This window comes from Paenibacillus mangrovi, from assembly GCF_022898935.1.
In the GTDB taxonomy this organism is placed as follows: domain Bacteria; phylum Bacillota; class Bacilli; order Paenibacillales; family Paenibacillaceae; genus Paenibacillus_AQ; species Paenibacillus_AQ mangrovi.
Genome location: NZ_JALIRP010000002.1, coordinates 503,997 through 519,944, shown reverse-complemented (window position 1 = coordinate 519,944; position 15,948 = coordinate 503,997). Strand labels below are relative to the sequence as shown.

Annotated in this window: 7 protein-coding genes; all 7 read left to right on the top strand. The window is 44.0% G+C overall.

Annotation, left to right across the window (positions count from 1 at the left end):
- Positions 1 to 2: 2 nt before the first annotated feature.
- On the top strand, positions 3 to 1,097 hold the full coding sequence (locus tag MUG84_RS07080; RefSeq protein WP_244722455.1) for a putative 2-aminoethylphosphonate ABC transporter substrate-binding protein: 1,095 nt from the start codon (positions 3 to 5) through the stop codon (positions 1,095 to 1,097).
- Between the two features lie 104 nt (positions 1,098 to 1,201).
- On the top strand, positions 1,202 to 2,230 hold the full coding sequence (locus MUG84_RS07075) for an ABC transporter ATP-binding protein (RefSeq protein ID WP_244722452.1): 1,029 nt from the start codon (positions 1,202 to 1,204) through the stop codon (positions 2,228 to 2,230).
- 14 nt (positions 2,231 to 2,244) lie between these two features.
- Positions 2,245 to 3,954 carry a putative 2-aminoethylphosphonate ABC transporter permease subunit gene (locus MUG84_RS07070; RefSeq protein WP_244722450.1) on the top strand — a complete coding sequence of 570 codons (1,710 nt, stop codon included), beginning with the start codon at positions 2,245 to 2,247 and terminating at the stop codon, positions 3,952 to 3,954.
- Between the two features lie 457 nt (positions 3,955 to 4,411).
- Entirely contained in the window at positions 4,412 to 5,470 is a 1,059-nt protein-coding gene (locus MUG84_RS07065) for an Ig-like domain-containing protein (protein WP_244722448.1), read from the top strand.
- A gap of 36 nt (positions 5,471 to 5,506) precedes the next feature.
- A complete protein-coding gene (locus tag MUG84_RS07060) occupies positions 5,507 to 9,871 on the top strand; it encodes an S-layer homology domain-containing protein (RefSeq protein WP_244722446.1) in 4,365 nt (1,454 codons plus the stop codon).
- 632 nt (positions 9,872 to 10,503) lie between these two features.
- Complete coding sequence (locus MUG84_RS07055) at positions 10,504 to 14,295, top strand: OmpL47-type beta-barrel domain-containing protein (protein ID WP_244722444.1); 3,792 nt, start codon at positions 10,504 to 10,506, stop codon at positions 14,293 to 14,295.
- Between the two features lie 351 nt (positions 14,296 to 14,646).
- Complete coding sequence (locus tag MUG84_RS07050; RefSeq protein ID WP_244722442.1) at positions 14,647 to 15,723, top strand: HupE/UreJ family protein; 1,077 nt, start codon at positions 14,647 to 14,649, stop codon at positions 15,721 to 15,723.
- The last annotated feature ends 225 nt before the right edge of the window (positions 15,724 to 15,948 follow it).

Sequence of the window (15,948 nt, the reverse complement as noted above, 5' to 3'; positions counted from 1 at the left end):
CAATGAATTTTAAATGGAAATCACTCGCAGCTACATTAATCGTTACAGGTTTATTGGCGGGTTGTGGAAATGGAACGAAAACAGATAACGCAGCACAAGACAGCAGCACGAGTCCATCGGCGACAACTGCATCGAATAAACCGGCAGAGTTAAACATTTATACGGCAATGGAAGATGAACAGATCACAACGTATCTCGAGTCCTTCAAGGCCCAGTACCCAGACATTAAGCTTAACATTGTTCGCGATTCAACAGGGATCATCACAGCTAAGCTGCTTGCAGAGAAAGACAATCCTCAAGCTGACGTGATCTGGGGTCTAGCGACAACCAGCTTGCTCGCCATGGACGATCAGAATATGCTGGAACCTTACGCGCCTAAAGGTGTTGATCGGGTGCTGCCGGAATTCAAAGATAAGGCGAACCCGCCAAAATGGGTCGGAATTGACATCTGGGAGACAGCATTTACTGTAAATAAAGTAGAATTGGAAAAACGGAATTTGCCGATTCCGCAATCGTACGAAGATTTGATTAAGCCTGAATATAAAGGATTGATCGCTATGCCGCATCCGGCATCTTCGGGAACAGGATATTTGACAGTTAACGAATTCATCCAACTGTATGGCAAGGATAAAGCATGGTCATACATGGACAAGCTGCATGAAAATATGATGGTGTATACACACTCTGGCTCCAAACCTGCGAAAATGGCTGCTGCAGGCGAAGTTCCAATCGGCATCTCGTACGGATACGCCGGCATCCAACAACAGAAAAAGGGCGCTCCGGTTGAGGTGGTATTCCCTAAAGAAGGATCTGGCTGGGAAATGGAAGCAAATGCATTGGTTAAAAAGGAAAATATTAAGCCAGAGGCCAAACTGTTCCTCGATTGGGCGATTAGCGATGAGCCAATGAAAGAATACAACAAGAATTATGCTATTTTGAGCATCAAGCAAGAAGATTCGAAAATTCCGGAAGGTTACAGTAAAGACCCTGTATCCCAATTAACGAAGCTGGATTTATACCAGGCTGCCAGAGATCGTGATTCAGTGCTTGCAGACTGGGAGGGAAAATACGGATCGAAAGCGGAGCCGAAACAATAATTCTGAGTGATTATGCTCTGTAATAAACGAGGGATGCCGATTTTTGGCATCCTTCCTAATTTATTAAATCGTATTAGAAAATTGGCAAAAAAGGGGTATTTGTAATGAATCAAGGTTACTTATCGGTGCGAAACCTTTCCAAACGATTTGGGAAGCAAGCTGCGCTGCAAGAAATCGAATTAGATATCAATAAACACGAGTTCATCTGTCTGCTCGGGCCAAGCGGCTGCGGCAAGACAACGTTACTTCGGATCATTGCAGGGCTCGAAAAAGCCGACCAGGGTCAGTTGACAATTGCAGGTAGAGACATCACCAGAGAACCGGCCGGGAAACGGAACTTCGGAATGATGTTCCAATCCTATGCTTTATTCCCTAATTTAACTGTAGCTGAGAACATTGCTTATGGACTTTCCAATCGTTTATCCAAATCCCAAATTGCCGATCGAGTAGACGAACTGCTCGGACTGGTGGAATTAGATGAGCAACGAAACAAGGTGCCATCACAATTGTCGGGAGGTCAACAGCAGCGGGTTGCTCTTGCACGTGCACTAGCGCTTTCACCGGATTGCTTGTTATTGGATGAACCGTTATCTGCACTCGATGCTAAAGTTCGAATCAAGTTGCGACGTGAGATTCTTCGCCTACATGAGAAATTCGGTATGACTACGATTATGGTCACGCATGATCAGGAAGAAGCCTTGACGATGGCGGATCGCATCGTTGTCATGAATCAAGCACGGATTATTCAAATCGGTACGCCGAAGGAAGTGTATGAAAAGCCCAACTGTCCGTTTGTTGCCGATTTTATTGGAGCAATAAGTTTTATTGAAACGGAAAAACAAGAAAGTGCTTTGCTGGCCATTCGGCCGGAACATGTTCAACTGGTTCGAGGAGATCAAGATAAGAGCAATCGTGCGATTGTACGGGATTACGAATATCACGGGGCCTATTACCGGGTGCTTGTGCAGTTATTGGATTCGCAGGATCATCCGATGCAGCAATTCGTTACCATTGATCTGCCTTCGCAGACGATGGCGAATTTCAACGTTAAAAAAAATCAGAAGCTGATGTTCAACTTGCCGCCCGAACACGTTATCCGGTTTGATTCTACAGCAAGCATCGCGGTGGGATAAGGAGGGCTTCCGTTATGAATTTATGGTTAAAACGAATTCGTCCTGATTCTAACGCTCTGAGTCAGAACCTGATCATCCTGATCATGACGCTAGTGTTAACAGTTACAATCCTGCTGCCGCTCGGAGAGCTCGCAATCAAAGCCGTAAGCAATCCAGACGGACAATTTATCGGACTCGCCAATTTCGCAAAATATTTCTCGACACCGGCGCTTGTTACTTCGTTATGGAATTCCATTAAGGTTTCATCGATCACAACTGTTATTGCAGTGACGCTTGGATTCGGGTTTGCGTTTGCACTTGAGAGAAGCGCAATTCGAGGGAAATCGTTTTTCCGCGCAGTAGGGTTACTGCCGCTTTTCGCGCCTTCGATGCTTCACGGATTAGCGCTTATCTATTTGTTTGGCAATCAGGGGCTCATCTCCACCGGTTTTTTCGGGCGGTTCCCGGAAGTCCGAATTGATCTTTATGGGCCGATCGGGATCATTATGTCGGAAGTCTTGTATACATTTCCACAAGCATTTCTTATGTTATCGGTTGCACTTATGAGTTCGGATTATCGATTATATGAAGCTGCGGAAACATTAGGTGCTAGTAAATGGCGAAAGTTTTGGACCGTTACCATTCCAGGAACGAAATTTGCGATCCTTAGCTCGATTTTTGTTTGTTTTGTCATGAGTTTTACGGATTTTGGTGCCCCTAAGGTTGTTGGAGGGCAGTACAATGTACTTGCGACGGATCTGTTTAAACAAGTCATTGGCCAACAAAATATGCAGATGGGGGCCGCAGTCGGTGTGCTGTTGTTGATCCCTGCTGTCTTATCGTTTGTCATAGACCGAATTGCACAGCGGAAACAAAACGGCTTCCTTAGCGCGAAATCGAGCCCTTATCGAATTGAAGCGAACAAGCTGCGCGACGGAATGTTATTTTTACTTTGCCTGGTTCTGTCCGTTGCGATTTTGTGTATTATACTCGTAGCAATCTATGGGTCGTTAGTAAAAGTATGGCCTTATAATTTGGAGATCTCTCTCTCGAATTATGATTTTTCAAATTTCGCCTCACAAGGTTCAAACCCGTTTGTCAACAGCCTGGTTATTTCGCTTTGTACAGCGGTAATTGGTACCATAGTAACATTTTTGTTTGCATATCTCATTGAGAAGTCCCGCGGATATCGTATCCTGCGCGCTTCCGCATATTTACTTTCCATGCTCCCGCTGGCGCTGCCGGGATTGGTGCTGGGGCTCGTTTACGTATTTTTCTTCAATAATCCGAACCAGCCGTTGAACGGGTTGTACGGGACCATATGGATCGTAATCATATGTAACATTGTACACTTTTATTCGGTTTCGTTTTTAACCATGACCTCCTCTCTTAAGAAGCTGGATAGCGAGTTTGAGGCTGCGTCGGAATCGATGAACGTACCATGGTATCGGACGTTGCTCCGGGTCACGGTACCGATGTCGTTTCCGGCGATTTTAGAGATCGCATTGTATTTTTTCATCAACAGCATGGTTACGGTCTCGGCGATCATCTTCTTATACACGCCTGACTTGAAGCCGGCTTCTGTGGCTATTGTCAACATGGAGGATTCAGGTGATATAGCTCCAGCTGCGGCGATGTCGGTTTTAATTATCCTTACGAACCTGATCGTCCGTGTGGTTGTGATGGGGGTGACGAAGCCGTTGCGTCGACGGACGGAAGCGCTGCTAGTTCGAAAACAGCTTTAATTCAAAATCATGTCTCTTTCAGGTCCATGCAACTAAGCATGGTCCTTTTTTTGTCTATTTTTACCATTATGATCCTTCAACTTTACGCAAATTTCATTTGTATTTTACATGTACTTAACCTATTAAATGTGGATAGAGCGTACAATATATTTTGTGCATAGGGGGGATTTTGGCTATTTTAATAAAAATATTGAAAGTGTTTAATAAAAATTGAACAAATACATAGTCATACAAAATGTGAAAATCGCTGTTTGAACTAAAGCTTTCCATCCAGAAAGAATTCAAGGTATCATCGCTTTCAATATGCAAATTTGTTTTCCGAGGGATGTGAGTATTTTTGGAGGTGTTGCTTACGGATTGAATTAAAGCCTAAAAATTCTTCATCGGATTCAAGTGTCTTCATGAAATAACAAAGTACAAGCTAAGATGAAAAAATGGTGGAAATGGGGAATGGCAAATGTACAAAAAACGAAACCGAAAAACGTTGCATCGAATCGGTTATTTTGCGTCAGTCATGATTTTAATTTTCAACTTGTCCGCAGCAACTTTCATGCCTGTTGCTGAAGCAGCTGCAGGCCAGACGTTAACAATGGACAAACTCCAGTACCTCAAGGGCGAAGCCATCACGCTATCGTACACAGGGGCTGGCGCAAGCGGGACGGATTGGGTCGGCATCTATAAAACCGGTGATGTTCCTCCAGGTTCCGGTGTATCGATCACATGGACTTATTTAAAGTCTGGAGACGGGAAAGTAAGTCTTAGCAATGGGCTGGCTCCAGGTAAATATGATGCGCTATTCTTGCTCGATGGCGGCTATGAGATCGTGGATCGCAAGACATTCGAAGTCGTTGACCACATCCCTGTTAACGGGGTGACGCTTGATCAACAGAACGTCATCATGACTGAAGGTGAAACTGTAACATTGACGGCTACGGTTACGCCGGCTAATGCGAACGATCCTCAAGTTTCGTGGACAAGCAGCGATCCTGCTGTAGTATCTGTTACCGCAACAGGCGGCAGCGCTTCGCTGACTGGCAATAGTCCTGGAACTGCGATAGTAACGGTCACAACGGCTGACGGCAACTTTACGTCTTCCGCGAGTGTGACAGTAGAGGCAGGTCTGACGTTACAGAACATCATCGAAAACGCTCAGGCGAAGTACGATGCAGCCGTGGAAGGCAACGAGGACGGTCTGTATGCGGCTGGCTCCAAAGCGCAATTACAGTCGGCTATCGATGTAGCAAATGCGACAGCAAACGATTCGAATGCGATGCCGGAGCAGGTGAATCAAGCGAAAGCGGCATTGAAAGCGGCTATTCAACTTTTTGACAAGCAGAAAATCAGCGCAGATCTCAATGGAGATGGAAAAATCTCTGTTGGTGACTTGGCAATTGTTGCAGGAGGATACGGCAAGCAACCAGATCAAGCGGGCTGGAATGAAAAAGCTGATGTCAATCATGACGGTATGGTTGATATTGTAGACCTTGAAATCGTAGCCAATGCGTCTCTGCAATAACAGGCTCGTACTTAAAATGATGGAGGTTATTCTGTAATGAAGAGATTTTTATCCGTTACGCTCGCACTAACGATGATATTCGGTGTGTTATCGACCAGCACATACGCAGAAACCGATACGGCCGGCAAAAATGACAAAATTGCATCGATTACATTCAACGATAATTTGAAGGACGATGTAAATAATGAAGATTTGATAGCACACGGGGATTATAGTTTTGTAGACGGTGTATTACCCGGGACCAAAGCTCTGCACTTAGAAAGCGGAGACGGTAATTATGTCAGTACGCCGAATAGCTTGAATTTTGGTGAAGAGAATTTTACCGTATCTTTCTGGTATAAGGGCGATACGAACAATAAACAGGTCATCTTATCAAACAAGGATTTTAGTAACGGCTCTAACGCAGGCTGGGCGATTTACACATCAGCTAATTCAATCAACATGAATTTTGGCTTCCCAACCGCAAAAGAAAAGAACATTTCCTTTGGGCGCAACACGTTCGATGCTTCCGATTGGCGTCATGTGACCTATGTAGTAGACAGAGAAAAAATGCTCGCATCGCTCTATATTGATGGTTACGAAATGGCTGAAACTACGCTGAAGCTCGGATCGTTAGATACATCGAATCCATTAAATATCGGTTCCGACGGATTGGGCAACCTCGGCGGTAATTCATTCGATATCGCTGATCTGATGATTTGGAAAGGCGCATTTAGCAGCGATGCAGTTCAAGCGAATTATAATAGTTACGATGTAAATAAAGTAGATTTGACCGCACTTAACAACACCATAGCAGAAGCAAATGCAATTATTGCTGGCGGCCTGGGCAACGGCTTCAGCGAATCCGATTTTGATTATTTGAAAAAGGTTTTAAATACGGCAACGACGGTTGCAACAACGCAAAAAGAAAAATTATATACACAGGAAACGATCAATTATTACGAACGTGAGCTAGACAACGCCATCTTCATCTATCAAAAAAGCAATAAAACATTAACTCCCGCCGATTTAAATATGATTGTGGACAGCGACACGGAAATCAGTGATAATCCCGCTGCAATCGCGCGCGTGGAAGATGATTTCAGAAAAAGCCTGAAAACATTCCCGCAAGCCGACGTCATGTTGATTCCCGGCGACGTTACCGGCGGTAACAATGCCGTTGAATATCTGTGGATGCAAGAGCTGACAAAAGTATACGATAAAATTAAAGCTGAAGGTTTATTTGACAATATCGCGCTTTATCTGGTAAGAGGCAACCATGATATGGGCGGCGCCGAACAATTTGTACCTGTCGGTTCGGCGGGCGCGTGGAACGAAACTACGCAATCGTACGATAACAATTTCTTTAACGATGCTTATCGGGTCAAGATCAAGGGATATAACCTGGTGGTATTTGACGGCAACTATGACAACAACAACACGTCAGGAAAAGCGAAAGATTTCCTGGATCAAATTACAAAAGAACCGGATTACGATCCAACCAAACCGATATTCGTATCTTCTCACTTCCCGATCAGTGGAACCAATTGGGGATCGGAATGGAGCACATCGGCAAGTAATAATGTAGGTAAATATATTGCAGACAATAATCTGTCGCAGGTCGTCTATCTGTCAGGTCATACGCATTACGACCCAACCGACGAACGTTCTCTCTATCAAGGTGCGGCTTCGTATTTCGATGCCGGTTCGACGAATTATTCCAGTTATATTGATGGCGGTCCGTACGGCGGATATATTGAAGGTGCATATATCAATTATCATACCACACCGCGCATCGCGAATTTCTTAGAGGTTTACGATACAAAAGTGATCATCAAGCATTACAATTTAAGTACAGATGAATTTGTAGGCATACCTTCTGTAGTCCACGTTGGTGAAGGCCAAGATGCCTTTACGTATAGCAAAAGCGATATTAGAGAACTCATCGCTCCGCAGTTTGATGAGGGCCTTAAGATCAAATCCTTAAAAAGTAACGAAGTTACTTTTACAATGAAGCAAGCGAATGACAATGTGCGTGCGTTGGAATACAATGTTCAGCTGATCAACAAGCTTACGGGAGAAGTTGACAATTCGTTCAACAGTCTTTCGCTGCCGCTAGACAAGCCATTCGATGAATACAGGGAATATACGATGACAGGTTTGTTGCCGGATACTCCATATATACTCAGAGTGTTCGCCGCGGATTCCATGTATAACCGTTCGTCGCAGGACATTGAACTTAATGTTAACAGAGTTAATTTAACCAGCGTCATTGCGCCTTCTGACGTAATAGATGTGGCATTAGGAGCGGCGAAGACAGCGAACGCCCTTGGATTGCCAAGTACAGTATCCTTGGTTACCGATTCATTCATGGTAGATGCCAATGTGACATGGAATGTAGATGCTTCAAATTATGATCCCAATGTAAGGACTCCACAGACCTTCACTGTAAATGGAACTATAACTTTGCCAGCTATAGTAGCAAATCCTAATGCAGTGCCTTTGACAACAAGCATTAGAGTAACTGTTAATAAGGCCTCAGTGCCGACCGATACCGCTACCGTTACCGCTTCATCATTTTACAATAGCAATTATTCTCCCAACAAAGTGATCGATGGTATCAAAATGGGGGCACCGGGTGTTGGTGAATGGGCGTCCCTTGGAGAAAAGAATCCATGGATCCAAGTGAATTGGCCGACGAATCAAACGATCAACCAGATTACCTTCTATGATCGGGCAAACCCAACCGACTGGTCGCAAGGCGGAACGCTTACCTTCAGCGACGGAAGCACTTTGGAGGTTTCAGGAATCCCGAATGACGGGAGCGGTTATTCTGTAAATTTCCCTGCCAGGACGGTGACATGGGTCAAATTCCAGATATCCAGTAATAGTGGGGGAAGCAACGGTTTGTCGGAAATGGAATTTGCGTGGATTATTCCGGCTGAGGTACCAACGACACCTCAATCTACTCTGACAGGTTTACAGCAGGTGGACCTGGGCCAAACCTTTGATGTAACAATGGGACTAAACGACGAAACGCAAAGAGTATTCCAGTCGGTGTATGCCCAAGATTTAACGCTTCACTATGATCCGACGATTTTGCAGCTTGATTCGATTACATCACTGAAGGACGGATTCCAAGTTATCGGTCAGAAGGAGATAGCGCCGGGACAAATTCGGATTATGGCTGCCAGCTTGGGCACGGACGTCCCTGCCCAAGGCGATTTGCTTGCATTCAAATTTACGGCCAAAGCTGCAACGCAAGCTTCTGCTAAGACGACAGTATCGATCGATAATGTTGTAATTGCAAACGAAAAAGGGAAAGAGCTGCAGGTAGCTGGTGCCTCCCATGAGGTAACCGTGTCCGAGGACGGCGGTCAAGTTGGCACGATTCCTGCTGTACCTACAGGCTTGAAAGCAAAAGCAGAAGGTGCATCACAAATCAATGTAACATGGAAAAATTCAGCTGATGCAACAGGCTATGACTTGATGGTGGATGGGGCGATTCACATGGATGTTGCAAATCCATTCGAACACACAGGTCTTGCAGCAAATACAAGCCATACCTATAAGGTGAGAGCTAAAAATGCGGCAGGAGCTAGTGAATGGAGTACACAGGTAACTGAAAGCACGAAGAGCGAAAAGCCAAATCCAGATCCAAAGCCTGAACCAAAACCAGAACCAAAACCAAAACCAGATCCAAAACCAGAACCAAAACCAGAACCAAAACCGGATCCAAAACCAGAACCAAAGCCAAAAGATGTATTCAATGGCAAGATTGTTAATGAAGAAAAATTAATTGAAGCGATCGAGTCCAAGGTAGAGGAAGCCAAGAAATCTAATGCTAAGATGGAACCGGCTGACATCAAAGGACACTGGGCTGAAAAGACCATTGCTACGTTCGCGAAGCTACAAGTGATCACTGGGTTTGAGGATGGCACGTTCCGTCCGAACAGTCCAATTACACGTGCTGAGTTTGCAACGATCATCGCTCGCGTATTCGATATCCATGCCGACAGCGCTAATGATGGGGTTGAACTGAGCGACATTCAAAGTCATTGGGCTAAAGATGCGATTAATAACCTTGCAAGCGCAGGCGTTATTAACGGATACGGAGACGGAAGCTTCAAGCCGAACAAAACGATCAGCCGCGAAGAAATGGTCATCATTCTGTCCCGTATTGTGGACTTAAGTAAGGTTGACAAAGACGAATCCAAAGGTAACTTCACGGATATGTCAAGTGCAAGCTCTTATGCAGTGAATAAAATTCAAGATGCGGCAAAAGCTGGCATCATCAACGGAAAGGGCAATGGGGTATTCGATCCGCAAGGAAGCTCCACACGTGCAGAAGCTCTAACGATCATTCTGAATGCGTTGAACCTTGATCCTCAAATTGAAACACTCTTCAACAGCTTGAACTAATCCTCTTCTGCTGAAGAGTAAGATTTTTAATAAAGAGATGGTGTTCTTACGACACCATCTCTTTTTCACAAAAATATTCGCCTCGTTTCAGACCGTCGACAAATTGTCCCAGCCATTTGTAATAGCTAGGTCCATGCATCTAAGCATGGTCCTATTTTGTATGTTTTTACCATTACGGTCGTTCAACTTTACGCAAATTTCATTTGTATTTTACATGCACTTAACCTATTAAGTGTGGATAGAGCGTACAATATATTTTGTGCGGAAGGAGAATTTGAACTATTTTAATAAAAATATTGAAAGTATTTAATAAAAATTGAACAAATACTTAGTCATACAAAATATGGAAATCGCTGTTTGGACTAAAGCCTTCCATCCAGAAAAAGTTCAAGGTATCAATCGCTTTCAATATGCAAATTTGTTTTCCGAAGGGATTTGATTATTGGGGAGGTGTTGCTTACGGATTGAATTAAAGCCTAAAAATTCTTCATCGGATTCAAGTGTCTTCATGAAATAACAAAGTACAAGCTTAGATGGAAAAATGGTTACCCAGGCTAAGTACGATGCAGCAGTGGAAGGCAACTATTTTGCGAATGTTTGGCTCTTATTTAAAACTATGGAGGTTTTCACCAGTGAAAAGAATTTTATCGTTTACCCTCGTACTAACGATGGTATTCACGATGTTCTCGACCGGCGCATACGCAGCAACCGATACTGCCGAAGCAAATTCTAACCTTATTGCATCGATTAAATTCGATGGTAATTTGAAGGACGATGTAACTCAGCAGGATTTGATCGCTAAAGGGAATCATAGTTTTGTAGACGGTTTATTACCAGGAACCAAAGCGCTACACTTGGAAAGCGGCAACGGCAATTATATCAGTACACCGCAAAGCTTGAAATTTGGTGAAGAGAGTTTTACCGTATCCTTCTGGTATAAGGGCGACACGAAAAATAATAATGTCATATTATCTAATAAGGATTACAGTAACGGCGCTAACGCAGGCTGGGCGATTTACACATCGGCCAATTCGATCAACATGAATTTTGGATTCCCGACCGCCAAAGTAAAGGACATTTCTTTTGGGCGCAACACGTTTAATGCTTCCGATTGGCGCTACGTGACATTTGTTGTAGACAGAGATAAAATGGTCGGGACGTTGTATATTGATGCTTACAAAATGGCTGAAACTTCGCTAAGACACGGATCGTTAGATACGTCGAATCCATTGATTATTGGTGGTGATGGATTGGGCAACAAAGGCGGTAATACATTCGATATCGCTGATCTGATGATTTCGAAAGACGTATTAAGCACTGATGACGTTCAAGCGAATTATAATAGTTACGCTGGACATGAAGTCGATATGAACGCACTTAACGACGCTATATCACAAGCAAATACAATCGTAGCAGGCGGTCTCGGCGACGGCTTCAGCCAAACCGATTTTGATTATTTGAAAAAGGTTTTAGATTATGCCAATACGGTTGCAACAACGCAAAAAGTAAAATTTTATACACAGGAGACCATCAATTATTACGTCCGTGAACTAAACAACGCCATATTCATATATCAAAAAAGCAATAAAACATTAACTCCCGCCGAGTTAAATATGACTGTGCACAGCGACCCGGAAATCACTGGTACTGTCGAATCAAAAGAGCATCAGAAATCAGATTTGAGAGAAGACATGAGCGTATTCCCGCAGTCCGACGTAATCGTGATGCCTGGTGACATTACCGGAGGTAACAATCCCTCAGAATATGTGTGGATGGGTAATATGGCTGACGCAGTCGATGAACTTAAAGATGAGGGCGTATTGGACAATACTCTTTTATATATGGTAAAAGGTAACCATGATATGAACGGCTCCGAAAAATTAATTCCTGTCGGTTCTGCGGGAGCGTGGAACGACTCAACGCAGTCGTACGAAAACCATTTTTATAACAGTGCTTATAGAGTAAAGATAAAAGGATTTAATTTGATTGGGTTTGACGGAAATATTAACAGCAGTGACACGGTGGGAAAAGCTACAGATTTCCTCAACGAAATTAAAAGTGAACCGGATTATGATCCAAAAAAACCGATATTTGCAATGTCTCACTACCCTATTAGCGGAACCGTGTGGTCAGAAAGATGGAGTAGCGCTGCAAGTAATGCTTTCGGCAAATTTCTTAACGAAAATGATTTTTCACAGGTGTTTTATATGTCAGGTCATACGCAATACGACCCGACCGACGAACGTTCTCTCTATCAAGGTTCGGCTACGTTTATGGATGCTGGCGCGGCGTCCTATTCGAGTTATATTGATGACGGTCCGTACGGCGGATATATCGAAGGCGCGTATATCAATTATAAAACCACACCTCGCATCGTGAATTTCCTAGAGGTTTACGGTTCGAAAATTATTATCAAACATTATAATTTAGCTACGCATGAATTTGTAGGCACACCGAGTGTAGTAAATGTTGGCGATGGCAAAGATGCCTTTACGTATAGCAGGAGCGATACAAAAGAACTTATAGCTCCGCAGTTTGATGAGGGTATTAAGGTCGATTCCGTAAAAAGCGGAGAAGTTGAGTTTACAATAAAGCAATCAAATGACAATGTGCGCAATCTGGAATATAATGTTCAGCTTATCAACAAGCTCACCGGCGAAGTGGACAAAGCGTTCAATAGCCTTTCGCTGCCGTTAGACAAGCCATACGATGAATACAGACAATACAAGATTACAGGTCTATTGCCGAAAACTCCATATTTACTTAGGGTATTCGCCGCGGATGACATGTATAACCGTTCGTACCAGGATATTGAATTTACAACTGGGGATGCGAGATTGAGTAGTATTACTGCGCCTGCAGCGGTATCTGCGAGCAACGGTTCGCCTAAGACTGCGACAGGTCTTGGATTGCCCTTAAAAGTAACTCTTGTAACCGATGATGGTGGGAATGTGGACGGAAGTGTGAATTGGGATTTAAGCGACGTTAGCTACGATCCGGCTATCAAGACGGTGCAGACCTTCTCGGTGCCAGGGACCGTAACCCTGCCTTCCGGAGTTGATAACCCGAACAGTGTACCATTGACAACGAGCATTAACGTAACTGTTCTTGCAGCTGGAGATAGATCTATATCCTTAGACAAAACCCAGTATTTAAAAGGAGAACCCATTACCCTATCCTATGCTGGGGCAGCATCAAACGGGTATGATTGGGCCGGCGTCTACTCTGCCGGAGTAAAACCAGGTGATACGTATTCTCTGACATGGGATTATATGCGTCCTGGAGACGGAAGATTAAGTTTAGGTAATTCACTGGCCCCTGGCACTTATGATATACACTTTTTGCTCGATGGCGGTTATACGTCAGTGGATAAAAAGACATTCGAAGTCGTTGAATCTGTGACGTTACAGAGCATAACACAACCCGCAGCCATCCAAGGATTGGAGAGCGGAACAGCAAAGACGGCAGAAGCCCTTGGCTTGCCTTCCACCGTGGAACTGGTTACCGGTGGAGGAAGTAAGAATGCCAATGTGACATGGAATGTAGATGCTGCAAACTATGATCCAGCTCAAAAGATTGAACAGACCTTCACGGTAGATGGAACTGTAACCTTGCCTGCAGGTGTGGCAAATCCGAACCATGTAGATTTAGCAGTAACCATCAGTGTAACGGTAAATGCGGCGGAAGCAGTCGATCAACAACCACCAACGACAACGGACAATGCGCCAAGCGGCTGGGTCAATCAAGACGTTACGGTAACCTTAAGCGCTATCGATAACGAATCGGGTGTAGCCAATACCTACTACACAGTAGACGATGGCGCTGAGCAAACGGGAACTACTGTCGTATTGTCAGATGAAGGAGATCACAAGCTTGTCTATTGGAGTGTAGACAGAGCAGGCAACGTGGAGGAGCGACGTACGGCAGCCATTATGATCGACAAGACGGCGCCGGCGATTGTGGTATCCGTACCGGAAGACGGCAGTATTTATGAAGATTCCGGGGATTTGACGCCTCAGATTACAATGACCGATAACTTGTCAGGTGTCGACAACGGCAAGACGACGGTGACGCTCGATACGAATTCTTACCGACTTGGAACGGCGATTCCGCTTTATACGTTGCCGCTTGGTCAGCATACACTCGTTGTATCTTCTAGCGACTTGGCCGGCAATCAGGGAAGCAAGACTGTTCAATTCCAGACGGTGGCCAGCATCAATTCCTTAAAGGCATTGGTTACACGCTTTGCTAATAACAATGGGATCGATAATGCCGATATTACCAAAAGTCTGCTGGGAAAATTGGCAAACAACAATTTAAAAGACTTTATGAATCTAGTGAAGGCTCAAAGCGGGAAGCATATTTCAAGCGAAGCGGCAAAATATTTGCTGCGAGACGCTCAATATGTATTGTCACAAAAATAGGATCGATCGGTAATAAACCGGGGGGGAATCAATTCCCCCCCTCATTATTTGGACGATTACCGGCATCGGTGTGGATGGTGCTGTTTGCAATCAACAAGATATAGGCGAAACCAAAACATTAACGCTACGGTTACGCCGGCTAATGCGAACGATACCCGAGTTTCGTGGACAAGCAGCAATGTTACTGTAGTATCTGTCATCGCAAACCCGGGACCAAAGCTCTGCACTTAGAAAGCGGACAGACTTATACAATAAACTTCAAAATGAGAGCTTTTTTGACAATACGGAGAAGCTGAGCTTTCGAAATCCATTCTCTACTTGGTCCATTTTAAGAAAAGAGGTCCAGCAGCTATGAACCTGCGAACTTTCCTCCCCTTGTTCATCATCGTATTTTTTTTGGGGACTGCCACAACAGCACATGCGCATTCCACAAGCATGGGTTACTCGGGGTTAGATGTTAAAGGGAATCAGATTAACTATGAACTTTTTCTTGATGAAAAAGACTTGCTGGTGCATTTTGATACGGACAAGAATAATCATATGGAGAACGAGGAACTGGCCTCGCAAAAAGAAGAAATCGAATCGATTATTCAGAAAGATCTTCGTATCGAAGTGAATTCGAAGCCTTTAACGATGGAACTGCTTTCGATGAACACGGCGGAAAAAGGTCCCACAAAAGGCGTTGAACTGCAACTCAAGTTTACCGCCGATGAAGCGATCGAACAAATAAATATTCATTACAATCTGGTGTTTGAAGATGCGCCTGTTCATACGAGTGTACTCATGGTCCGTTCAGGGGAATTTGTCTATCAGGATATTCTGAATATCGATAAAAAAGATATTCAAATCACCTTTCCTGAGTCCGAGATTGCTCCGACTGAGACTAGCTCCGTCCTATGGGAATACTTTGTACTTGGAATCGAACATATTTTAACCGGCTATGATCATTTGGTATTTTTGTTATCCTTAGTATTAATCGCGACTTGCTTCAAGGATGCGTTCAAGATTGTTACCGCATTTACAATCGCCCACAGCATTACCCTTTTCTTGGTGGCAACGGGCCGCATTCACGTTATCCCGTCTTGGGTTGAAGCATTGATTGCCCTGACGATCTGTTATGTGGCAGTGGAAAATATATTTGTTCAAAAGGCGAAATGGCGGTGGATATTAACGGCCTTATTTGGCTTGATTCACGGGATGGGCTTCGCCGGAGCTTTGGCCGAAACGGGACTTCCAAAGGAAAATCTGATTGGCTCACTCTTGACGTTTAATTTAGGTGTGGAAACGGGCCAGATTATGATTCTATGCCTGTTACTTCCGCTCTTGTTATGGCTGCAAAGGTTCCCATGGTATCGTAAAATGATGATCACTACTTCTTGCCTAATTTTTGTACTGGCATTTTATTGGTTAATACAAAGATTGCAATGAGGCTGAATGCATTGAGCCTTAAGAGATGGTGTTGATTAAACTGTACCCTATCGAGTAGACACTTTGAAAAAGTCACTCGTTAGGGTATTTTTGTCTATAACAAGAAGATGGGAAAGAGGAAGGACGCTGGAAGAGAAGTATGAAGGTCCATGCAGCTAAGCATGGGCCCTATTTTGTATGCTTTTACCATTTATGATCGCTCAACTTTACGATAATTTCATTTGT